The sequence below is a fragment of the Marivirga sp. genome (assembly GCF_051117495.1).
Classification (GTDB): Bacteria; Bacteroidota; Bacteroidia; order Cytophagales; family Cyclobacteriaceae; genus Marivirga.
In genome coordinates this window covers 188,419-212,072 of the sequence record NZ_JBNPEF010000028.1, presented here as the reverse complement: position 1 = coordinate 212,072, position 23,654 = coordinate 188,419, and the positions used below count along the sequence as shown (strand labels likewise).

The 23,654-nt window shown below is 36.9% G+C and carries 25 protein-coding genes and 1 tRNA gene; 21 read left to right on the top strand and 5 right to left on the bottom strand.

Going from position 1 to position 23,654, the window contains the following annotated elements; genetic code table 11:
- Position 1: 1 nt before the first annotated feature.
- From ACFE0M_RS15485 to ACFE0M_RS15415, 15 genes are all read left to right on the top strand, one after another.
- Entirely contained in the window at positions 2–1,090 is a 1,089-nt protein-coding gene (locus ACFE0M_RS15485; protein WP_434546691.1) for a hypothetical protein, read from the top strand.
- A gap of 52 nt (positions 1,091–1,142) precedes the next feature.
- Complete coding sequence (locus ACFE0M_RS15480; RefSeq protein WP_434546690.1) at positions 1,143–1,457, top strand: hypothetical protein; 315 nt, start codon at positions 1,143–1,145, stop codon at positions 1,455–1,457.
- A gap of 3 nt (positions 1,458–1,460) precedes the next feature.
- Positions 1,461–1,991, top strand: coding sequence for a hypothetical protein (locus ACFE0M_RS15475; protein ID WP_434546689.1), 531 nt, complete (start codon positions 1,461–1,463; stop codon positions 1,989–1,991).
- A complete protein-coding gene (locus ACFE0M_RS15470) occupies positions 1,991–2,218 on the top strand; it encodes a hypothetical protein (protein WP_434546688.1) in 228 nt (75 codons plus the stop codon). The genes ACFE0M_RS15475 and ACFE0M_RS15470 overlap by 1 nt, the downstream gene beginning before the upstream one ends.
- 269 nt (positions 2,219–2,487) lie before the next feature.
- Positions 2,488–3,063 carry a hypothetical protein gene (locus ACFE0M_RS15465; protein WP_434546687.1) on the top strand — a complete coding sequence of 192 codons (576 nt, stop codon included), beginning with the start codon at positions 2,488–2,490 and terminating at the stop codon, positions 3,061–3,063.
- Positions 3,050–3,688 (top strand): hypothetical protein, encoded by a 639-nt coding sequence (locus ACFE0M_RS15460; protein ID WP_434546686.1) that lies wholly within the window; start codon positions 3,050–3,052, stop codon positions 3,686–3,688. The genes ACFE0M_RS15465 and ACFE0M_RS15460 overlap by 14 nt, the downstream gene beginning before the upstream one ends.
- Complete coding sequence (locus ACFE0M_RS15455) at positions 3,675–5,321, top strand: hypothetical protein (RefSeq protein WP_434546685.1); 1,647 nt, start codon at positions 3,675–3,677, stop codon at positions 5,319–5,321. Before ACFE0M_RS15460 ends, ACFE0M_RS15455 begins: the two co-directional genes overlap by 14 nt.
- A gap of 203 nt (positions 5,322–5,524) precedes the next feature.
- Entirely contained in the window at positions 5,525–5,767 is a 243-nt protein-coding gene (locus tag ACFE0M_RS15450) for a hypothetical protein (protein ID WP_434546684.1), read from the top strand.
- Positions 5,764–7,122: a hypothetical protein gene (locus tag ACFE0M_RS15445; RefSeq protein WP_434546683.1), complete on the top strand. Its 1,359-nt coding sequence runs from the start codon at positions 5,764–5,766 to the stop codon at positions 7,120–7,122. The genes ACFE0M_RS15450 and ACFE0M_RS15445 overlap by 4 nt, the downstream gene beginning before the upstream one ends.
- The gene (locus ACFE0M_RS15440; RefSeq protein ID WP_434546682.1) at positions 7,119–8,084 is read left to right on the top strand and encodes a DUF6712 family protein; all 966 of its coding nucleotides are present in this window, start codon (positions 7,119–7,121) and stop codon (positions 8,082–8,084) included. Before ACFE0M_RS15445 ends, ACFE0M_RS15440 begins: the two co-directional genes overlap by 4 nt.
- Positions 8,085–8,100: 16 nt before the next feature.
- Positions 8,101–8,751, top strand: coding sequence for a hypothetical protein (locus ACFE0M_RS15435; RefSeq protein WP_434546681.1), 651 nt, complete (start codon positions 8,101–8,103; stop codon positions 8,749–8,751).
- Between the two features lie 4 nt (positions 8,752–8,755).
- Positions 8,756–9,199 (top strand): M15 family metallopeptidase, encoded by a 444-nt coding sequence (locus tag ACFE0M_RS15430; RefSeq protein ID WP_434546680.1) that lies wholly within the window; start codon positions 8,756–8,758, stop codon positions 9,197–9,199.
- On the top strand, positions 9,196–9,501 hold the full coding sequence (locus ACFE0M_RS15425) for a hypothetical protein (RefSeq protein ID WP_434546679.1): 306 nt from the start codon (positions 9,196–9,198) through the stop codon (positions 9,499–9,501). Before ACFE0M_RS15430 ends, ACFE0M_RS15425 begins: the two co-directional genes overlap by 4 nt.
- A 49-nt stretch (positions 9,502–9,550) precedes the next feature.
- Positions 9,551–10,069 carry a hypothetical protein gene (locus tag ACFE0M_RS15420; RefSeq protein ID WP_434546677.1) on the top strand — a complete coding sequence of 173 codons (519 nt, stop codon included), beginning with the start codon at positions 9,551–9,553 and terminating at the stop codon, positions 10,067–10,069.
- 2 nt (positions 10,070–10,071) lie between these two features.
- On the top strand, positions 10,072–10,452 hold the full coding sequence (locus tag ACFE0M_RS15415) for a hypothetical protein (protein WP_434546676.1): 381 nt from the start codon (positions 10,072–10,074) through the stop codon (positions 10,450–10,452).
- A gap of 23 nt (positions 10,453–10,475) precedes the next feature.
- Here ACFE0M_RS15415 and ACFE0M_RS15410 read toward each other — a convergent pair whose 3' ends face one another.
- Positions 10,476–10,634, bottom strand: coding sequence for a hypothetical protein (locus ACFE0M_RS15410; protein ID WP_434546675.1), 159 nt, complete (start codon positions 10,632–10,634; stop codon positions 10,476–10,478).
- 108 nt (positions 10,635–10,742) lie between these two features.
- On the opposite strand from ACFE0M_RS15410, the gene ACFE0M_RS15405 reads away from it, so the two are divergent.
- From ACFE0M_RS15405 to ACFE0M_RS15380, 6 genes are all read left to right on the top strand, one after another.
- The gene (locus tag ACFE0M_RS15405; protein WP_434546674.1) at positions 10,743–11,597 is read left to right on the top strand and encodes a hypothetical protein; all 855 of its coding nucleotides are present in this window, start codon (positions 10,743–10,745) and stop codon (positions 11,595–11,597) included.
- The gene (locus tag ACFE0M_RS15400) at positions 11,594–12,142 is read left to right on the top strand and encodes a hypothetical protein (protein WP_434546673.1); all 549 of its coding nucleotides are present in this window, start codon (positions 11,594–11,596) and stop codon (positions 12,140–12,142) included. Before ACFE0M_RS15405 ends, ACFE0M_RS15400 begins: the two co-directional genes overlap by 4 nt.
- Complete coding sequence (locus ACFE0M_RS15395) at positions 12,142–14,457, top strand: SprB repeat-containing protein (protein ID WP_434546672.1); 2,316 nt, start codon at positions 12,142–12,144, stop codon at positions 14,455–14,457. Before ACFE0M_RS15400 ends, ACFE0M_RS15395 begins: the two co-directional genes overlap by 1 nt.
- Positions 14,454–15,923 (top strand): hypothetical protein, encoded by a 1,470-nt coding sequence (locus tag ACFE0M_RS15390; protein WP_434546671.1) that lies wholly within the window; start codon positions 14,454–14,456, stop codon positions 15,921–15,923. The genes ACFE0M_RS15395 and ACFE0M_RS15390 overlap by 4 nt, the downstream gene beginning before the upstream one ends.
- A complete protein-coding gene (locus ACFE0M_RS15385) occupies positions 15,923–16,327 on the top strand; it encodes a hypothetical protein (protein WP_434546670.1) in 405 nt (134 codons plus the stop codon). The genes ACFE0M_RS15390 and ACFE0M_RS15385 overlap by 1 nt, the downstream gene beginning before the upstream one ends.
- Before the next feature lie 120 nt (positions 16,328–16,447).
- Positions 16,448–19,183: a hypothetical protein gene (locus ACFE0M_RS15380; protein WP_434546669.1), complete on the top strand. Its 2,736-nt coding sequence runs from the start codon at positions 16,448–16,450 to the stop codon at positions 19,181–19,183.
- A 31-nt stretch (positions 19,184–19,214) separates the two neighbouring features.
- Here ACFE0M_RS15380 and ACFE0M_RS15375 read toward each other — a convergent pair whose 3' ends face one another.
- The 4 genes from ACFE0M_RS15375 to ACFE0M_RS15360 all read right to left on the bottom strand — a co-directional run bounded on the left by ACFE0M_RS15375 (position 19,215) and on the right by ACFE0M_RS15360 (position 23,564).
- A complete protein-coding gene (locus ACFE0M_RS15375; RefSeq protein WP_434546668.1) occupies positions 19,215–20,504 on the bottom strand; it encodes a tyrosine-type recombinase/integrase in 1,290 nt (429 codons plus the stop codon).
- Between the two features lie 104 nt (positions 20,505–20,608).
- A tRNA-Arg gene (locus ACFE0M_RS15370) sits at positions 20,609–20,682 on the bottom strand.
- A gap of 114 nt (positions 20,683–20,796) precedes the next feature.
- Positions 20,797–23,193, bottom strand: coding sequence for an endonuclease MutS2 (locus ACFE0M_RS15365; protein WP_434546667.1), 2,397 nt, complete (start codon positions 23,191–23,193; stop codon positions 20,797–20,799).
- A gap of 14 nt (positions 23,194–23,207) precedes the next feature.
- A complete protein-coding gene (locus ACFE0M_RS15360; protein WP_434546666.1) occupies positions 23,208–23,564 on the bottom strand; it encodes a DUF4296 domain-containing protein in 357 nt (118 codons plus the stop codon).
- Positions 23,565–23,654 lie beyond the last annotated feature (90 nt).

Sequence of the window (23,654 nt, the reverse complement as noted above, 5' to 3'; positions counted from 1 at the left end):
CATGCCAGTAACAAAAAATTTACATGATGATATTTCCGCAATTCAGGGCTATTTAAGAAAATATGCTCCTGAATTGATTTCGCAGTTCTTGAACACACTGGAAATTTTCAACGATCCTCGAATCCGTGTCATCAGAAATTTAAGAACAGAAATGGACTTAAATAAAATGACAGTGGAAGACGGTGTTCGTCCTTTGAATACTTCCATTGAGAATGCCAAAGGCAAAAGAATCTGGACGAAGCGTAAGCTAACCCCTCACTACGGAATGAAAATCTTTGAGATGAAAATCCAAGATTTAAGAAAAACATTCATGAGTGAGCAGTTAGCACCAAATGCGGATCAAATCCCTTTTACTGCTTGGGTTTGGATGCAAGAATTCAAAAAGCTGGCACAAGAAATCAATGATAACTTGTACTTAGCCAAGTATCACGATGAGCCTGCAGAGTGGGACAACGGAACTGCATATGCAGTAGGTGATTTGGTTTACTACAAAGAAATCATTTATGAAGCAGTTGACATTACTGCAGCGGGTGAATCTCCTGAATCTGCAGGTGCAAAATGGACTGATGTGGACAACAAAGTATTGTTCGATGGTCCTGGTACTGTATTAGCCAATGAGTTGGCAGCATCCAACGGATTTGATGCTATCGTAACCGGTTCTTATGATGACACCACCGCTTATGAAGCATATAAAACGCAATGGGGAAATATTCCTGAAGCGCAAAAGAAAAATGGTGGCATGATTGCTTGGGCTTCCCATGCTTCTGTAGAAGATCTAGTAACCAACGTGAACAAAGAGTTCGGGTCTGGTAAAGGAATTGGCGGAGTAGATGTTCAGGAAGGCGAAGGTTTCTACCTGAAAAATACAAACCGAAGATTGTGGGTTCAGCCAGTAACTTGGATGAATGAAAGCAGACGTATCATGATGACTAAGCCAGGCAACTTAGTGTTTGGTACGGATCAGGTTTCCGATATGGAAGCAGTTGGAAACATGGTGAAAACCCTTCACGGTTTCAAAGCCATCACCAACTTCCAGTTGACTTTCAACTATGCGGATTTGGAAGTGCTTTACGTGAACGACCAACCATAAATTATTGGCACCGACTTCGGTCGGTGCTTTTTTCAATTTTAATCTTAAAAAGATGTTTGATAATAAAAAAGAAAAGGAGCTTTCTGCAGAAATAGAAAAGCTTCAAAAAGAAAATAAAGAGCTGAAAGAGTCAGATGCTCAGCACAAAACCACCATCAAAGAATTGATGGAGAAAGTGAAAGCTCAAGAAGAAAAGGAAGCGGTAAGCAAGCCCGAATTCACCGTGAAAGGGCAAAAGTATCGCTTAAATGTTACCGCATTGGTAATCAATAAAGAACGAAAAGAAGCCAAAGAAATTTTGAAGGACAAAAAACTTCAAGAGATTTTGGTTGAAAAAGAATCAGGCGCAATCTCTAAAGTGAAATAAGCCATGGCATACGATTATAAAAAATTATCAAGGCAAAACAAAGATAATTCACCGGGTGTAACTACACGGGCATGGATGGCTCCAAAACGGACTTTTACATCAATTGCAAAACCTGTGGATCCTCCTGTTAATCCTGGTGATAAAATCAGAATATCTGATGATCACGAGTTTGATGTTGCGGATGGATTTATCCAGATTTATGCAACGCAGGATACTGCCAGTATTTCATCTGAAATTACAGGTGAAATGGATTCAAGAGGACTAAGTAAAACTGCTGAATTCTTTTATCCAGGATTAGGAGCTGAAGCTTTAGAATTTGCGGATGAAGCGAAAAATGATGAGTGGATTATTCTTTTCGAGAATTTGGATGGTACTATCCTTCAAATAGGTAGTGAAATGTTACCTGCTGAAATTACGCATGCTTTAGCAACCGGAACACTTTCTTCTGATAAGAAAGGAATTACGTTTACCGTGAATAACTTCGGTAAATTATACGTATATGAAGGAGTTGTCACTGAAAAACCAATAGTATAATGAGCGATTCAAATAAAAATTTACCTAAATTGCGAGCTGAAGTAGCAGAGAAGTACGATTGTACTATACAACCTACTCAGCTACATAGAGTGAAATTGATAGACGGTAAGCGTGTAAGCGTAAACCTTCCAGCACTTACTTTGAAAAAAGCAGACGAACTAGTAAAAGCGGGCTTTCCTTACCTTAAGGAAAAGTCTTCAAATAAAAATGCTCCTGCCAACAAATAAGTAGTTTTGGTCGACTTCTTATTATTGTGTGAAGCCCCGGCAATGTCGGGGCTTTTTTTTAGCCCCCTAACCCCCACAGGGGGAACTAAGCACGGATTTTAATTCATATCTATAATAAAAAATAGTACCACTAGCGCAAGCGTCTCGCTTGTGATTTTCGATTAAATGTAAATCACTCTCAATCCAGCAATTACCCAACCCCCTTCGGGGGCTAGGGGGCTGTTAATAATGTCTTCAGATACGCAATTGCGTTGCGCTAACTTCGATTTATGAAGTTATCTGTAAAAGATTGGTTAGAAAGCGACCAGGATTATTGGACAGGTGCCAAACTCTACGAAAAACTGGGACATGATTCAGGATTAAAGACAATGCTAAGCTTTGGTGAATCCCAATTCACTAAAGAAAAGCTACTCAAAGCCCTAAAGGAACTACAGTCGATAGTTGAAAACCCGAAAGATGAACAGGAAGTCGGTAGATATAAAGGACTCCCAGAGAAATTATATAAGACCGTGGTCAAGTTGATGAAAGAACGGGACATGATGCGTTCGCAGCTGTGGCACTTACCAAGTAAATCGGATAGATACACCGTAGCCATCAAAATCAAAACCATACAAAGGCGAATTCAAAACATCTACCATACCAAGCAGGATAAAGAGCACGTCAGAGAAGTAAACTATGAGCTGAAAGGAAATGGACTGGAATTAGCCACTAAGCTTATGAGCAATCGAGCGTACTGCAGTCGCTACCAAAATAATAAAGGCAAGTCAGTTGAAGTCAACCGCAGACTTCAGGAAAATAAAAACATCGAAGAAATATTAAAATCATTCACCTATGGCGAAGCGTAAAGAGACACGCCCTGCAGTCAGGAAATTTACAGGAAGCACAACCGAGAAATTGGAAATGTATCTCCGCCAAAAGCCTGGTATTGTATTGACCGAAACAGAAGAGCATATTTTAGAACGCTATCACATGGCCATGTCCATCATGACCAAAGACAAAGAAGGCTACCCCAATACCGAAGCCGAAACCGCCAAGAAGATGAAGGCCCATTTCGGTATTTCTTTGGTTACGGCCTATCATGACATATCAGAAGCACAAAAGCTTTATGGCAATGCATTCACTGTTAAAAAGTCCGTCAAACAAAAAATGGCGATGGATATGGCAATCGAAGCCATTCGATGGGCATTGAGGGATAAAGATTTAGAGCAATACATTAAAGCCCTGAATACTTTTAATAAGATTATAGCCGAATTACCCGACACACCAGAGGAAAAACCACAGCAAATCACCAATGTATTGGTCATTAATAGCGGTGAAGGCACTCGAAAAGCGGTGGATATGAACAAAATCCACGAGCTAAATGAAGATGATTTCAACAGCATAGCCGATACCATCCACAAAGAAGGCTTGAATACCATTGATATTGAGTCAGTTTTAATGGAAGAAGAGGAAGAAGATGAAGCTGGTTAATAATATAAAGCTTAATAGAGCCCAAGAATTATTAGTTATCCATCTTAACAGGGTATTAGTGGCCATGAGTTTCTGGTCCCGTGGTACCGGTAAGTCATTTATTATTGCATGGCTCATCAAAATGGTGGTGGAAACTATGCCACGCTCCAGCTGGACAATAGTGGGCGAAACCTATAGGCAAATCTTAACCAGAACTTTGCCTTCTACAAAAAGAGCATTAGAATATTTTGGCTATCATGAAAATGTAGATTACTACATAAAGAAAAGACCGCCAGCAAATTCAGGATTTTCAAAACCCTTCGAAGCACCTGGTACATACGAACATTATATGATTTTCCGCAATGGTTGTGGTTTCCATTTGGTTTCTTTAGATCCAAACGGTGGCTCATCCCGTGGTCTAAACATTGATGGCGTAATTGGAGATGAAGCCTTGCTGTTAAATCGTGAGAGATTAGGCGATAACGTGTTGGCCACCAACCGAGGAAACGACCAATTTTTCAAACACCTTCCTTATCATCATGGTTTATTCCTCTTTTCTTCCATGGCCTACGGTTCACAGGGAAAGTGGCTATTTGATTATGCGAAATATTACGAAAAGAAAGGCATAGATTATAAATCCATTAAAAAGAGACTGGTTAAAAATCAGCTTAAGTTTATTGATACCAAAATAGTAGAAGAAAGAAAGCTTCTTTGGAAAGAAATCATAGAGCTAAAAGCACAGATCAAGTGGTTTGCAAGCAAATCAAAGGGAGGTATATTTTATAATGAGTTCGATATATTCGACAATATTCAAAATGTCGGAATAAAATACATACAATCACAAAGAAGGGATTTAACCGAATTCAAATTCTTAGTGGAAATCCTGAACTACTATCCGGAGCAAACAGACGAAGGATTTTATCCAGCCCTCAGCCGAGAGAAGCACACCTATAAAAATACCAACAATAATACCTTTATGCAAGGTCATGATTGGGATTCATCAGTAGTGCAATCTTCCGATTCCCGCTGGGATTCAGATGTAGCACCATTGAAGCCACTCACCATTGCAGCCGATTGGGGAGCAAAAATAAACTGCCTCACTGTTTCTCAGTATGATGATATCAAAAATATTTTAAGGTTTTTAAAATCTCTATATGTCAAGCATCCTAAAAACCTTGATGATTTAGCACAAGACTTTTGCGACTATTACCGTCACCATCCAGAGAAGCATGTACGCTTTTTGTATGACCACACAGGGAATAGCCGTGTAGCAAATTCAAAAGAAACTTATGCTGAGCAGTTCGCTAAGATTTTAGAAAAAAACGGCTGGACCGTAGAAATGGCAACCAAGGGCGCTGCAATGAGCCATCAGAATAAATATTTGCTTTGGAATAAGATCCTTAAAAAAGAAGAACCCAACATGCCAGATATTCAATTCAATTTGGATAACTGTAAAGATGCACTGGTCAGCATGGAAAACGCCCCAGTCAAAGAAGGAAAGACAGGAATCGAAAAAAACAAAAGCAGCGAAAAGAACGAGCTCATTCCGCAAGAAGAAGCTACCCACTTTTCCGATACATGTGATATGCATGTGGTAGATCTCTTCTCAGATAAGCTTGTGAACATGCCTTCTTTCATAGATGTAATCTATTAGAAAAAATTTTATATATATAGTTGTTATACAAATAGTTAGTATAGCAACCAACCCGAAAGCCGATAAACGTGTCAGAGTGTGCCCCGACCATGTTCTGTGGAGTTTTAGCAATTGCGTAGCTTTTTAAAGCATATACGAATGAGAAAATATTTTTATTAAAAATTGTCTTCCGAATCGTGATGAATCAATAGTTAATTGCTTGCATGTTAACAATGCAAATGGATGAAGCTTTAGATGTCATTGATTCAGGCCAGAAGTTTTCAGCTACCTTCTGCACTGCAGATGAGAACCGTAAGACTGGCGGTGAAATCATTCACTATGATGACATCCAATGCGATGGACATTATTACCCAGATCCTATTCGAAAGTTTAACCTACCCAATAAGCGCACCATAACCGTGCACTTATTCCTTATTAAAGATATAAATGGTCATAGATTGATATGAGTATAGTTATTAATGATACTGCAAACGTTAGTTATTCCTCTGAATTAGAGACTATCGTTAGAACCAAAGAGGAAAGACCTACACATTTAAAGGTTAGTAAAGATGTGACCGATAAGATGGGTAAGGTTATCCCATGGGGTATTGATAACTTATTCCCTCAGCGAGCACTCAAAGAAGGTAGAGCCAATGGTATCATTGCTACCACTATAGATAAGCAGAGCCGAATAGCTTATGACCAGGGTATTGAGTATGGTATATATCAAGAGACTGCTAAGGGAGTAGAGTTTAAAACCTGCTATGACCCAGTAGTAGAGAAATGGCTAAGGGCAAATAGAGTATCTACTAACCTTATTAAAGCTTATAGAGATATATATTGGTTCTTTAATGCATTCCCTGAGATAGTATTATCTGTTGATAGAAAGACTATCAAATCAATAGAGTTCAAGAAAGCCCCTCAATGCAGGTGGTCAGAACAGGATAATCAAGGGATTGTCCGTAAATGCTATATATCAGCTGAGTGGGAAAACGCATTCAATGAGCAGCATAAATCAGTGATTGCTGTAGATGCAATGAATCCTTATGATACTAAGGAGGATCTATTAACTCAAAAGCCTTATAAGTATATATACCCGCTATCATACCCAACTGAGTTAGAAAATTTCTATGCTTTAGCAGATTGGGAAAGTGTCCGTAAATCTGGTTGGTTAGAGGTGGCTACTGCTATTCCTGTATTTAAAAAGGCGCTATTTAAGAACCAAATCACCATGAAATACATGATTGAGGTAGCCTCAGCATGGTGGGAATGGAAATACCCTGATTTCAACAAATTAGCGGGTAAGGAAAAAATCAAGATTCAAAAGAAGGAATTAGAGCGTTTTGAAAAGTTTATGAAGGGCAGTGAAAACGCTGGTAACTCTCTAATGATAACTAAATTTTCAGATCCGCAATTTCAGAAGGAATATCCGGGCTGGACTATTACTGCAATTGACAATAAGCTTAAATCAGGAATTCATATCGAAGATTCAAACGAAGCAAGCTCTCATTTAATGTATGCCCTCGGAATGGATCCAACCATTATAGGTCAGCAACCAGGCAGTCAAGGAACAGGCGGAAGTGGCTCAGATAAGAGAGTGGCTTACAATATTTACAAAAATATAATTAAGCCACATCAAGATATAGTGCTAAGCCCTTACCAATTCGCTTTTGAGTATAATGAATTTGGCAGGGATGGTCAAATCTACACCATTCGCTCAAAGCGACCACCAGCTGAAGAAGAAAAGCCTTCCAAAGCACCTACAGTAGAAGAAAATAGAGAATCAGACCCATTAGAGGAAAATCAGCAGCAAGCATCATGAAATTAGTAACTGAAAATATAGATTTTAAAGATTATGTAAGTTTAACCGCTGCTTTCACCTTCAAAAAAGTAAAGCCTGAACTCACTATTCAAGAAAACAGCCTAAAAATTGATATTTTAGGTCAAATCTATTACGATTATCTGACAAATGACCCTAACCCGGCATTACCAGCTGAGCAGGAAGAAAAAAGGCAGGAAATCATTGATAAATGTCGTACAATAATCATTAACAAGACTTTTGGAACAGCTATTGACATCATTCAAGTATCAATCAGTGATACAGGAGTTCAGCGAAATGAAGATACCTCCAAAAAATCAGCTTATCGCTATCAAAAAGAAGAAGCCCGTCAATATCTGCTTAAAAATGCACTAATAGCAACTGATCAGCTTTTAGTGATGCTTTCAGGTGAAGGCAATTGGGATAACTCCATAATCAAAAGCTACAGCCTTTTGATTTCCGACTATAAGAAATTTGATGACTTAGCCTCTATTTCTGGAAGCCCATTAACATTCCAAGCATTAAGACAATACCTCGATTATATCGAAAATACCACCATAGTCGATGAAGTAGGTTTTGAGTTCTTAGAAAATATAGCCACTAAAGAAGAGCCTAATTCAGACGAAAAAACAGTCTTAAAACATCTAAGAGTAGCACTTGCAAACCTGACCTTAGCAGAAGCCATGAAGCATCTCCCTATTATTATTGAGAATGATGCAATTTCAGTAGTCAGCAAGTCTTCTGAAGGCGAAAGCAAAACGCCTGTAAATCCTGACTTATTCAGGATGAAGCATAATAGCCTTATGGCGATAGGTAATAACTCATTGCATATAGCAAAGCGATATTTAGACAGCAATGCTAAAGAAACATTATTCCAAATTTATTACGAATCCGACTATTACACACCAATAGGCGGAGATTCAAGCTATGAGCAAAACGAAGATTCAAATATTTACCTAGGATAACCAAAACCCCAAATCAATGACTACAAATGATTGGATTGCATTATTAAAGATTTTATTTAGCTCTGCAGGAACTATAGGGTTAGCAAAATTTATATGGAATAAATATACACAATACAAAATAAATGAGAAAAGAAGTTCTGATCGAAGACATACAGTCAACAGCTTTAAAAATGTAGAGCAAATCTATAATAATGTGATTCATATTGGACAGGATTATAATTGTAGCTATGTGCATATAACCGCCATTCATGATAGCGGAAAGGCAATGAATGAAATTAATGACAAGAAAATAACTATAAAATCTGAATATAGAAAAGACTCAATAATTCCTAAAATAAAGCATGAATGGAAAAACAGGGAGATTGATTTTGATTGGTTTCCAATTATAAATAAAGTGCTTGATGAAGACTATGTACATATAGATGATGTAACCAAGACTTTTGATAAAAATAATGGTCTAAGATTAATGTATAACACAGGCTATGGAGTTGAATTTTTCATTTCAAAAATAGATTGGGTGGCTGATACCTTGGTTTTGCTAATAATCCAAAGAGAGCACCAATCGAGAGTACTAACAACAAAGGAAAAAGCATTTTTAAACTATAAATCTAAAGAATTAATCAACCTATTCTCTAATGCAAAATATTTTTTAGAAGGTAAAAATTAAGACTATGTATCGATTTGGAAGCACCTCAATAAAAAAGCTATCAACTTGCAGAGAAGAAATTCAGCAAGTAATGAAATTAGCTATTCAAAGAAGCCCTATAGATTTCGGCATATCAAAAGGACACAGATCAGTCGAAGAACAGCAAGAATTATATTCACAAGGAAGAACGAAACCCGGTCATATCATTACTTATGTTGATGGAGTTAATAAGAAAAGTGAACACAATAAAAAACCATCCAATGCAGTCGATATTTATGGCTGGGTAAATCGTCAAGCCACCTGGGATAAAGACCACTTAATATTAATTGCAGGAGTAATCCTTTCATGTGCTGATGAATTAGGTATAATTTTTAGATGGGGCGGAAATTGGGACGGAGATGGCGAAATTATCAGCGATCAGAATTTCATGGACTTACCTCATTTCGAATTTGAAGGCTATAAAAGATGAAATTTATAAAATGGTTTTCAGCTTCACTAGAAGGAGCAGACGGCAAATTATCAAGTAAAAAAGTAAGCATTTTAGCATGTTTAACATTTTTACTGTTCATGATACTTTTTACTGCTTCCGTGAAAAAAGAGCATCCAACCGCTAATCAGGTATTTCCTGACATTGCTTGGATAGTCGTAGCAGGCGGAGCAGTAGGATTTTCCACTAATCAGGTAGTGCAATCTATAAAGCAAAATCATAGTCAAAAATCAGACAATAGATATTCAGAAATGAAACCACCTGAACAAATGCACAAATACTAATAAAATGAACCTTAAAGACCTCCTATACATAGTAATAATCATAGTTATCATGACGTTCTTTCTAAACGATTGCAGTCGTAATGCACTGATTGAGCGTGAAAAAATCACCATTTCAGACACTACATGGAATTATGTAAAAATGAATGATACTATATGGATTCCATTTCCATTAAACGACACCATTTATAAACCCGAATATGTTCAAGTCTCAATTCCTATCAAAAATAGAACTGATAGCCTACGCCATTATACTGGCATGTACGCTATGGATTTTGGAAATATTATCTGGTCGGCAGATGTAAGCGGATTTTTAGAACAAATATCCTTTTCAGGAGATGTTAAAATCCCACAAATCAATAATACCAAAATCGGAACTATCACCAAAACAGTAGAAATCACCAAACTACCCAGATGGAATCTTTATGGTGGCCTCCAAGGCTCAGCCTTTCCTAATTACTTTGAAATTGGGCCATCCATAAATCTAAGACTAGGTAAACTGCAGTATGGCTATAGTTATGGCTTGCTAAACAATACACATTCAGTAAATATTCAAACTAAAATATTTTAATCATGATTTCACAGATAGCAATAATGATATTTGGAGCTTCCGCAATTTGGTTTGTATCAAGAAAAGAAGAGTGGAAGAGGTGGGGATATATTTTAGGCTTTTTAGGTCAACCGTTCTGGATTTACACCACCATAATCAATGAGCAATGGGGAATATTAATAATGACTTTGGTTTATGCATATTCATGGGCTCAAGGAATATATAATTATTGGATAAAGGAATACATCTCTAAGATTAAATTAAAGAAGAAAATTGAAAAATTAAATGTAGAGATGTGGCAAATAGAACATTATATCTGCATTAAAAAAAATCATGATCCACACTTATTTAAAAGACATCAAGAATTGAAGCACGAATTATCATCGCTGGCGCGCGCTTCTTAGCGCGTGTCCTTATTCTTTCATCTTTAATTAGACTGACTTATAAATCTATTCACATCATAAGTAAAAAACTTAGCATTCCCTTCTTTATCTGTAGAAATAGTCTGTCCCTGCATCCATTTCATAAAGTCATTCCAATTAAGATTGTTCTCTTTTAATTTATTTTTTACTTCTTCCTCATTCATAATACAAATATAGCAAAATATTTAATCCGTGCTTAATTCCCCCTTCGGGGGCTAGCGGGCAATAAAATTGTCTTCCAAAATCCCCTTCCCATTCCTCATTTTTGATACATGGGAAATTTGGAGCTAAAAATACCTTACACATTATGGCCTTTCAAACCAAACTGGCTTAAAAAGAAGTCAGAAGGCATCAAAACTAAAAAAATTCATTATCCGGAACGCTGGGACGAACTCACACCCAAGCAATTCTTAAGGATTCATCAAATATTATACATGATCAAAGGCGAACACATCCAGCGAGCCATGATCACCATGTACTTAAGCAAAACAAGCCTATTGCTTTGGTTGCGAATGCACCTTATTCAGCGGGTACAGCTCCAATGGCTGTTTGATTGGATAGCCTCCGAAAAATCAGTCATTACCCGCAATTTCTTTCCGAAAATACGGGTAAAAGGGAAAACATTACTTGGTCCTTCCGATGCAATGGGCAATGTCAATGCTGCGGAGTTCTCAGAAGCGGATTATCACTTCCTAAACTACTATAAAAGCAAAAAAGAGGAAGATTTAGACCTGCTCATTGCTTGTTTATACCGAAAAAAAGACCCTAATAAAAGCATTGATGCACCCGATTATGATGGTGATTTGAGAGAGGCTTTCAACACACATTCAGTAGAAAAGAGAGCCAAAACCATTGCAAAGCTTAATAAATGGAAGAAAATGGCGATTTATACCTTCTATCGTGGCTGCAGAAAGGAAATTGAAGACACCTACGACCGTGTTTTTACCAAAAAAACAGCCCAATCTGTTGAAAATTACGGCTGGCCGGAAACCTTCATGCGCATGACAGGCGACCGCTTCGGTAAAATTAAAGAAGTAATGGAAAACGATATGCACGAGATTTTTCTAAGCATGCAAATTGACCTGAAGGACCAGGAAGATTGGGAACGCAAAAATAAGAAGAAATGAAGTTGATTGAATCACATAGCACCTACACCACTGCTTTCCGCAATTTGGCTATTGCGCACAAAGACATTTTGCACGATCCTAACAGCGACAAAACCAACTTTGCGAGAATTGTCCTCAATAGAGATCCTTATTTAAACAGCCATGCAGAAATAAGGGAGTTTTTAACCGCTATCGAAAGCACTTTAGCCACTCCATTCATGCTATTGCAATCCTATGTGGTGGATTATGTGGCCAAAAACCGTGACAACAAGCGAAAAGTAATGCAGGGGGCTTTTATCATTCTGGATAAGGTGGAAGAAGACAATTTCAATAACCAGGAAGAAGTATTTGATAAAACTGAGCGTATTGGTGAAGAACTGCTCGGATGGCTGGATAATTACTACTTGGAAAACATGGGCGATGGCATATTAGAGCACTCAGCCAATGAAAATGAAAAAATAGGCAAAATACTGGACGGCTACTATGGCACTCGCTTTCATGTGGCCATCAATATTTCAGCCGAATCAAAATTAGCATTCAAACCAGATCAATTTAACGAGATATAATGGCTATCAATTTATACGAACTTTTTTCTTTTGAAGACCGCCTTAATTATGCCACAGCTAAGGGAGTGGATGAAACCTTATATGTAGGAGTTGAAAACAAAATATATGAACGGCCTCAATTTGCAACTGAATTTTCACTTCTTTATACTGCTCCTAGTGGATCAGTAGCCTTTCCTATCATTTTTAATGGCAAATTGGTATGTTTTGAAACTAGGCTTGATAGCAGTTATGGAACTGTAAGAGATCAATTAAGTAGAACTTCAGGACGAATTATTGGAAAAATCCCTGATTTCAGGAAATTATGGGGTATCATTAATTTTAACAACAGGCTATATATTATTGGATCTCAAAGAATAGATTCTTTAGGTAATTTTAAGGATATAGGAGGGATTTGGTCAATTGATGACACCCCTGTTTATTCTAACGACCCACCTAGTGAATTATTTGGCAACAATGATGCCTTAAGAGGTTGGACTTTATATAATGGTGCACTTTATGTTGCTGCTGAAATTGGCGGAGCTTTAGGTGGACCTGAAACACTCTATAAAAATGACGGTACTGGATGGACAACTGATAGAACCGCATTGAACGACACTCCCAAACGTTTATTTGGATATCACTTTGTGGGATCTGAGTTAAGAGCGGTTCAATTTGATACCGGTGATTTTGTACTCTATTCCTTGGATAATGACTTGGAAAAAACACAAATATTTAGCTTTCCACTTGGAACGGAAAGTAGTTTTTCAAATTATGCAGTTCAAACCGAGGAAGACAGTGAATATATTTATATCTTATTGACTCAGGCTCGCTTTGATTTTGATTATGAAAACTATTTAATCAGATACAAAAAGTCCGATAATTCGAGTGATCTACTAACCATCCCGTCTGCTGAGAATATACTATTATTAAAATTCAATGATTTTGATGAGGGTTTTGGAAATGCTCTAGGGCAATATCAATCTTTTAATGAGCCAAGCCCTATCAATATTGAAGTAGATATAGAAGGTTTCAATATAGACTTAACGGTTACTGGTGGTGTGCCAGGCTATGTATATCAGTGGAGCGATGGAGCGCAGACGGAAGATAGAACCAACCTTTCACCAGGTATTTATACCGTTGTGGTTACTGATTCACAAGGAAATCAAGCTCAAGTAACCATTAATTTGGAGTCTGCTGAATTTCAATTTTCTAAAAACCCTGTTATACTGGAATTATCGGCTGAAAATCCTGAAACAAAGCCTAATTTATCATTTGTGTGTGAAGTAGAAGTAGAACAGGATTATTTAAGCGATAATCTAACTAAAATAATTACACTGGAACAACCTGCAGATGAAAATGGGGAAACTATCTTTGATGTGTCCGCAGCATTAGACGCTTATTTCGATAATGAATTACCCTCTTTATCTAATGCCAGTATATCATTAAAGAAAGATTCTATCCTAAGATATCGCCTTCGATATACTGAAAAATTTGGCAATCCACCAGCTGAGGGACAATTCACACAGGCTAATATCTTTTATGTAATTAAAGGAGGCCTTTCGGATATCGAATATGCAAAAGGAAATTTCTTCAATCAATTGATTGATGGCTCAAGAGGTATTTGGTTCAATTGGAACAAAAATCAAAAAACAATATTCCAAAATCAGTATGATTTCCTTTCTTTTATCTTAGTCTCGGCCTTAGATGCCATCAAATTTGAAGTCAAAATTAATTATACGGATGGAACTTTCTACGAAACGTCTTTATTAAACCAGATTGAAGCCCCTATAGTTTTTGAAGTATATCAATTTCCTTCTTCAATCATACAATTAGGATTAGACGACTATTTTCCTTCCAAAACAATAAAAAGCTATCAAATATCCATATTGGATCAAAACGATAAGTTGATATTGGATAAATTTCAATACAATGTAGAGCAAAACAAAGTTAAAAGGCAATTCCTATACCTTAACACGCTTGGAGTATGGGCAGTTGAAGGTTTTAACAGTAATTCAGAACTAAAGCTATCCACCGAAGAAGAAGTAATTCAAAAGAATCTGGGCGTTAAATTCAAGCCAACAGACACTAAAGAGGAAGTAGTTAGGAAAACGGGCAATATGGACGATAAGGTGTTTGCAGGCTTCAAAACAAAAGAAGAAATAGAACATCTTTTCCCATTTATTTTAAGCGAATCAGTATATGAAATCGTGAAAAATGAGTTCGTTCCTGTTCGGCTTAATTTTAGCAATAATGTTGAAGATGATTTTGAAAAGATTATCCCAGTTGAATTTGAAGTGATAAAACCACCTATTAAAAATTACACGCCATCACTATGATAGGATTTCAGGTAGATAATCAATTCATCAATATAGCGAAAAACGCATCATTGACTATTGAAGGCAAAAACCCTTTGCTTTTTAGGAATACTATTCCAGGTACTAAAGTTTATGATTTTTCAGCCCTACAGTCAAAGCCTAATATGAAGAAATTTGGCTTTCCGCAACTATTGAATCTAAACAATAGACAAACTATTTATAATAACGTAACCTCTTACATTAATAATTTACCATGGCAAAAAGGTACTATTAAATTAAAAGAGATTGGAAAATCTAATTTCGAATTTAGCTTTAACAGCTCAGCCGGTGATCTTGGCCTATTCTTTTCTGACAAAAAATTAAGCGACCTCAATTTTATAGATGAAGCAGTAGCTTATAATACTACTCAGAAATATCCTGATGCCGATTATGTGTTTTTCCCCGTTAAAAACCCATCATTTTACGGTGATAAAAACCCAGATTATGAAGGATATATCAACTACTATCAAAATGGGGCTTTAGTTGACAATTCAGGAGGTGTTAATAAGCATACAAGAGTTCCATTCCCATTTTTGCTAAGCGTATTAAATCAAATATTTTCAGAACCGGGCTACACAATTTTAGGAAACTGGAAAGACACTATTGAGGCAAAAAGTGCCGTTGTATTCAATACCGTATCATTAGATCAATTGTCAGCTGGCACCAATGTTTTTAAATCATTGATGAACATTTCCGACCACCTTCCGGATATGAAAATCACCGCTTTCCTCATTGAAATCCAAATCCTTTTCGGACTTTATTTCAAAATCAATTCACAGCAAAAAACAGTCGAGATTATTCCGCTTAACAATGCTTTTGAGAATAATAGCTTTAAAGATGTCAGCAGGGTATCTTCTGAAAGACCCTCTAAAATCATTCCTAACCAATACGATGGAGTAGAATTCACTCAGCAGGAAGATAGCAATGACGAATTAAGTAAATCAGCGGATTGGTTGACCTATCGAGAAGGCAACGGAAAGCTTAAAATTCAGACTTCAGCATCAACTCTGGCAACTTCCTTCCATGAAGATTCAGTAAACGCCAGGAACTGGCATATTCCATCCGTTGAGATGCAAGGATCAGGAGATGAATTTGAACTAGGCAAAAGGAAGGATAATTTAAGAATCATATTCTTTAAAGGTATCGAACAGGATAGTTTAGGAAACGATTACCCTCGTGGCCACTATGAAATTAATGATACCTCATTGCGTTGGGGCCTGCAAAACGGCTTAGTCAATAGAGCTTACAGCCAGTATTTAAGCTTTGAGCAATACACCGAAACCATAGAAAAAGAAATCGACTTCAATATTATTGATTTCCTTAACTTAGACCTAGACAGTAAAATAATGGATAACCATGTAAAATACCTTATAGAAAGCTTCTCCGCTCAAGCCAGTCAGCGTGGACTCTCCAAAACATCGGTCAGGCTAAAACGTGTGCTTTACTAATGGAAAATATTAAGAAAAAAGCGGCAGAAGAATGGCTCAAAAAAGCTGTCCCATTAATCCAGCAAAGAATTAGCAAGCTAGATGTTAAAGACAGCGGTGAATTATTTCGATCCATCAAAGGCTCAGTAGAAGAATTGAGTGGTGGAGACACTTATAAAGCCACAATTGCTTATCAATATTACGGAATATTTCCTCATTATGGTGTAGGAAATGGAGTTGAGAAAGGAGAAGGTGCTGCAGCAAAGCTAGCTGGAAGCCAAAGAAAAAGAAAGCCTTGGTTAAAATCAGTCTCAAGAGAAGCCTACACATTTCAAGAAATACTAACATCAAAATTTGCAGATGACGCTCAAATCAAACTAAGCAAAGGAACAAAGGGAAACAATAAGATAAATCTTAAATTCTAGCACTGTTAACGCTAGCGCAAGCGTCTCGCTTGTGCTCCCTGATAAAAAGCAATAGGGCTTTAAAATTGTCTTCCAAAACCTTGCCTTATTAATGCTAATTGCTGAAGAATTAAAACCAGCATGGCATCTAATCAAGAACAGCGCAAAATAGAGATTATCGCAAACGGAAGCAAATTCAATGCTTCCTTTAAAGATATGGCAGCCTCAGCCAGAATCTTAGATAATCAGCTGAAAAAATTACCAGCCAATTCACAAGAATTTGTTGAGAAATCCAAGCAACTAAAGGATGTTCGTGGCAGAATGAAAGGTGTGAAAGACGAAATGTACGGCACCCAAAAAGCCACTACAGATTTAACCAAATCATTTGCTGAAATAATGCCTTTTGGTGGTCAATTTCAAATGATAGGAAACGAAATCGGCAAAACAGGAGGTTTCGTTAGCGCACTTTCCAAAAGATTTGGAATCCTAAAATTAGCCATTGCATCTACGGGAATCGGAGCATTATTGATTGTAGTAGGCTCTCTTATTTCTTACCTAACATCTACTCAAGAAGGAATGGATAAGGTGACAGCGGTTACACGTCCATTAAAAGCAGTTTTCCAAACACTTATAGGAGTAGTCCAAAAATTAGGTAAATTCATATTTGATAATTTAGTTAAGGGTTGGGATTTAGTATCAGAAGCAGTTTCAAATCCTAAAAAGACCCTTCAAGATTTATTGGATTTTCTTAAAGACCAGGTGATGAATAGGATTAAATCATTTGGGGTAATGTTTGCTGGTGTTAAAAAACTATTTTCTAAGGACTGGAAACAGGGACTGAAAGAAATGGGTGATGGCTTTATTCAAATGCAGACCGGTATAACTAATGGTACTGATAAAATGAAAAAAGCATTTGATAAGGTTTCATCTGGTGCAAAATCATTAGGTAAAGAATTTGCAGAAAGTGTTCAATCTGGAATAGATGCAGGAACTAGGCTTGATCAACTAACCAAACAAATTGAAAAAACAGAAATTGAACTTACTAAATCAAGAGCAGAATTAAATGTACAGTATAATAGATCCAAAGAACTGGCCAATGATGTTAGTAATTCTGAAGAAGTACGATTAGAAAATGCTAGAAAAGCAGCAGCAGCACAAAACCAATTGCTTGCAGAAGAGCAGTCATTCTTAGATTTAAAAATCGAGAGAATGAAATTAGAACATTCTTTAAATGACACCTCCCGTGAAGATGAATTAGAGTTAGCTCGATTAATTGCAGAACGCACAAATTTTGAAGCCCAAGCAGCCAAAAAGCGTATGTCTGTTCGAGTTCTGGAAAATTCAGTTTTAAAATCCATTGAAACAGAACGTAAAAAAGAAAATGAGGCAGCCATAAAAAGAGAAGAAGAAAGACTGGCAAAAATCAGGGCATCACAAGAAGCTTATAATCAATGGGATTTAGAGGCTACCCAAGCCGTGGAAGATTTGAAAGTATCCTTAATGGCTGAAGGAGCAAATAAAGAGATTGCTCAACTTCAATTAAAACAGCAGAGAGAATTACAAGCCATTCAAAATCAAAAAGACGAAATACTTAACAGCGAAAAGCTTAATCAAGAACAAAAACAAGCCTTAATTGACCAATTCAACCAACAGGAATTACTAAAACAACAGGAATTTGAACAGCAAAAAAACGAGGTTTTAAGTGCTCAAAAAGAAGAAAATCTATTGGCTGAAATTGAGGAAATGGAACGCTGGGAAGAACAACTCAATGAGCGTGATCAAGAAAAGTTTGAACTATCCTTGGAAGCTGAGCACGAAAAGAATTTAATCCGTCTGGAACAGGAACGTTTGTTCACAGAAACAAGAATGCAATTGCTTGAAGAAGCAGGCTTAACAGAATCTGATAAATATCAACAGCTTCAGCAAAACTTATTAGACATTCAAAAAGAAAAAGGAGCTGAGGAAATTCGATATGAACAGGAAAAAGCAGCTTTAAGGAAACAAATTGCTCAAGAAACCTACGGCACTATTCAAATGATGTCTAATCTAGCTTTAGATGTCATAGACAATAATTTGAATAAAGAGCTGAGCGGAATAGACAGAAGAATTCAGGCACTTTCAGAGGATGAAAATGCACGTGAACAAAACGCTAATAAAATTACACAACTTGAAGCTCAAAAAGTTGCTAAGCAGAAAGAAGCGGCTGAAAAGCAAAAAAGAATTCAAAAAGGACAAATAATAATTGATGGATTGAAGGAAATAGCAGGCATCTGGGCGAGTTATTCCTCTCTTGGCCCCGCAGGTGTGGTGCTTGCAGGAATTCAAACAGGCATAGCAGTGGGTAGAACTGCATTAGCCATTGACCAGGTAGAATCCCAGCAATTCGCTAAAGGCGGAGCCACAACTAAACTAGCCATGCTAGGGGGAACGGCCGTAATGCCTGACGGAACACTTCTAAATGACATAGGTTCTTTTGCTGGCGGTGGAATGGCTTCTAATAATTTTGGAGTAATAGGTGAAGCAGGCCCCGAATGGGTAGGACCTAACTGGATGATCAAAAACCCTAAATATGCAGATACTTTTAGATGGTTAGAAGGAGAGCGCATTCGCAAAGGTAGAGCCTTTGAAGATGGTGGCACCACAGCCGGAGCATTATCCGCAGCCAGAAGCAACCGAGAGCAAACCACCGAGCAAAGTACTCAAGGCATTCAAGAACTAAGACAGGAAGTCCAAAGCTTAAGAACAGACATGCGTGAATATACACAGGCGGTCCAATCATGGGCAACCAATTTGCACGTAAACTATTCAGCCTCCAAAGCAAATGAAGCCATGGAAGTACTGGCAGAAATAGAAGCCGATTCTGAAATATCAAGGTAACGCTAGCGCAAGCGTCTCGCTTGTGCTTTGTCTAAGCAATAAAATCAGCCAAATATTTAACCACATATCCCTTAGCCTCTTCTAATCCTTCAAACTGCTTTGGCAAATAAACTTCATTCCCATCAATCAACATCTTAATTTTATATTGGCCATTCTCATTTTCAAATCCCACGCTTAGCCAATCGTTTTTAGAAACATTCCATTTCTTCATTTCATCACTACTCAAGCTATCCACCACCTTAGCGTAAATTTGAGTTGTACTTATATTAGTATGCCCCATCCATTCACTTACCACTTCTAATGGCACACCCTTAATCAATGAATTAATAGCAAAACTATGCCTGGCACAATTAAAAGTAATATGCTTATGTATTCCGCAGATCTGAATAATTTCCTTCAAATCAGTAGAAATACGATGAACCTTCACTTTTAAGTTAACTTTTGTGATTTCAGCATGTAGTTTTTTAGCCTTATCATTTAAAGGTAAATTTACCTTTAATCCAGTTTTCGCTTGTGTCATCCTTAAAAATCCATCTTTCACATGTTCATCCGGGTCAAATTGCCTACTATCCACACCCCTTAAACCCGTATAGCACGAATGTAAAAAATGAATAGCCGTAGAATACTGTCTGGAATTATATTGAGAAAGATTTTTTTCCATTAAATCAATTTCATGTTGGGTCAAATATTCAATATCCGTTTTATTATCAGCACCAATCTTAAACTCATCAAAAGGATTCTTTTTAATCAATCTCTCAGCCTTTGCAATCCGCACATATTTATTAAGCACCGCATAAGTTCTATTTAGAGTAGATTTTTTAAGGCCTTTTATTTCAAAAATGCTTTTAATCTCTTGTAGCAACTGAACATTAATCTCAGTCAATTTCAATTCAGGAAATAGTTTATGAATAGCATTGAGCCGTTCACGGTTATAAAGCCAAGTTTTATAGGCTACTCTTTTACCTTCCTTTTGCAAAGCACGGTCAGCAAATTCTTTAAAGTAAGTAAGTTTAGGATTATTGAGTTTGTCAATAAGATAGGATAGACTAAAATCCTGAATGCTTTCATCAAACTCCATTACTATAGCATCAATTTCAGCTATTTTTTGTCTAAGCTTAGCATTTAGCTTTATAACATCTCCTTTAGGTCCCGTAAATTCTCCTTTTTCATTACTGAAATGCTGAGGAAGTGTTTTTAATCCTGTAGGATAAGATTTTTGTTCTTTACCTTTCCTAATATAAAGTGAAATAGCTACATAGCCGTCCTTTCTTACTTTATTATTAAGAGATCTCGCAGAAATATTAACGATGTTTTGACTCATAGCTTCGACATGATTTCGACATGATTACACCAACAAAACTAACGATTTTTCGCTAACCACATAAAAAAAGCCTATCCAAAATGTTTGAATAGGCTTTGTAAGCGTGATCCGTTCAGGATTCGAACCTGAGACCTACTGCTTAGAAGGCAGTTGCTCTATCCAGCTGAGCTAACGGACCAAAATCTATATGTAAAAGTGGGAAAATTAACCGCTTTTCCCTTAAGCGAGTGCAAAGAAAGGGATTTTAGTTTTTTAAAACAAAACTTTTTTATGGAATTTATTAATAATATTCCTAACTCAATGTAACTAAGGTAATTCCATCGCCACCTCTTTCCTCATGTTCGTTCTTTAGAGATTTCACATAATTGTATTGCTTTAAGTAATCCCTAATAAACCTCCTTAAAATTCCATCGCCTCTACCGTGTAAAATGCTGACTTCATTATAGCCTAAGACCATCGCATCGTCTATAAATCTATCCACAGCTTGAATGGCTTCTTCTGCTCGCATGCCCCTAACATCAATCTGATGCTTGAATTGAGTACTTCTTTCCACCATTCCGGTTGAAGTACCTGAATAACTTTTCTTTTTCTCCTTTTTGATGGCCGTTTTGGACATTCTTTCCAGTCGGTTTAGCTTGATCTTGGATTTTAATTCACCTAGCATGATTTCAGCTTCTTTTTGTCCAAGTGATAAGACTTCCCCAATGGTATCCTGTCCCTTAATTTTTACATAATCCCCAATTTTTATTTTACCTTCTGCTGACTGAAAGCTTGGCTTTGAAGCCTTAGCAGGTTTGTGCTCAATTGGAGGCTCCATTTTTTGATCGTAGTCACTCAGTTGTTTACGGGCTTTTTTGGTGCGCTCTTTTTCCGCTTGTGATTCTTTTATTTCCCTTATGGCTTGCTCCACTCGCTTATTGGCTTCTTTAATAATGGATTTGGCCTCTTGCTTGGCTTCAATGATGATTTGTTTTTTCTGCGCTTTTAAGAACTCATTTAATTCATCATAATCTTGGGCACTTTTTTCCAAGTGGCTTTCTCTTTTTTGAATCTCTTTAATTTTTGCTTCAAGCTCTTTTTTTTCTTTTCCTAATTGATTGAGAAGCTTATCGTAATTCACCCTTTCAGTACCGATTTTACCTTTGGCATTTTTCAAAATAGCAGGAGGGATGCCCATTTTTTCGGCTACTTCTATCGCAAATGAACTGCCAGGCTTGCCTATTTCCAATTCATAAAGTGGTTCTAAATTTCGCTCATCAAATTTCATGGCACCGTTGACCACATTCTGATTTTTTACCGCAAAGTTCTTGATGTTGTCGTAATGGGTGGTAACCACTCCAAAAGCTTTCTGACCGTAAAGTTCTTCCAAAATTGATTCGGCAATAGCACCACCAAATCTTGGCTCTGTTCCCGTTCCAAATTCATCTATCAAAAACAAAGTCTGTTTATTAGCATTCAACAGGAAATTCTTCATGTTTTGAAGATGAGAGCTATAAGTACTCAAATCATTTTCTATACTTTGCTGATCGCCAATGTCGATAAACAAATTGGAGAACATACCACATTTACTATCGGGCTGAACGGAGATCAATAATCCGCATTGTAGCATATATTGCAACAGGCCAACCGTTTTTAATGCCACAGATTTACCACCTGCATTCGGGCCTGAAATAATTAACACTCTTTTATCGCCTTTCAATTGAATGGAAAGGGGTACTACTTTTTTATTGTTTTCAGCAAGGCTCAATTTCAAAAGTGGGTGTTCGGCATTTCGATATTCTATGATCCTAGCATTTTCCAATTGGGGAAGTACAGCCCCGATTTTTTGGGCAAAACGTGCTTTTGCCCTAATAAAATCTACTATAGCTAAGAATTTGTAAGCCTTTTCAAGATTATCCAGTTCGGGTCTAACAAGTGTGGTCAGCTGGGTTAATATTTTCACAATTTCTCTGCGCTCAGCATATTGCAGTTCCCGTACCTCATTGTTAAGCTCCAAAGCTTCAGTAGGCTCTATATAAACGGTTTGTCCGGTCCCTGATTGATCATGGATAAAGCCTTTCACCCTTCTTTTATATTCCGCCAAAACTGGAATCACGATCCTTCCATCTCGAACGGTAATGGAGGCATCTTCAGGTGTGTATTTATTGGCCGAAGCTTGTTTATAGATTTTCTCGACTTCCCTTCTTAGTTGAGCTTGAGCCTTAAAAATATCGGTCCTTATCTGTTGTAGAGCAGGACTGGCATTATTTCTTAAATCGCCTCTATCATCAATTTTGGCATCTATGGCTTTGTACAAAGCGGGCTCTAAATCAACCGCTTTTCTTAAGTTAAATAAATTGGGATATTCCTCCTCATAATCATCAAAAAAGGAAATACAGTCCAAAATGGTCTTGAGGCTTAGTTTAAGGTCAAAAAATTCTTCTTCCGTAAAAAATGCGCCATTTACTTTAGCTCTTTTAATAAAATGGCTGACATCTATAAAATTACTTGAAGGAAAATGTTCACCTGATTGAAAAATTTTTAGGAATTCGTCAGTTTGATTTAAGAGTGGTTCAAGCTTTTCAAATTTTCTGATAAAGCCCATTTTCTCTACTATAGCCTGCCCTAAATTACTACTGCATTCATCAGAAATTAAAGTTCTAATTTTATCGAATCCTATTCTTTGCTCAAAATCCTGGGGTAATATCATAAATTTATGTAGACTTACTTTTTTTGCTTCTTTTTTGCATTTTCTACTTGCTCCCTTAGGCTTACGGTATCAATTACTATGTCATATACCGCTTCCAGTTTACCGGGATGGTCAAGGTAGTATTTAAAACTTTCCTTATAAATAGAATCATTAGTATTGTGATCATCAAAAATCTTTAATTCATAATGCCTGAGCACAACTTTTGATGAATCCAAGTTCAAACCAATATTGGCTGCTTTATGTTCGGCCAGATAAATGTCTGATAGAATAAGTGCCATTTTTTCAGGTGGAATGATACCTTTAGGCCTTTCTTCTTTTCGACTACAGGAAACTATTGTTAATATTGCGATGATGTAGATAAGTTTTCTCATTTTTATACTAATATTACAATTTGCTTTATCAAATTCATTGCCAAAAGTATTTTTGGAAACTGATAAAGACAATTATCGTTATCTTTTTCG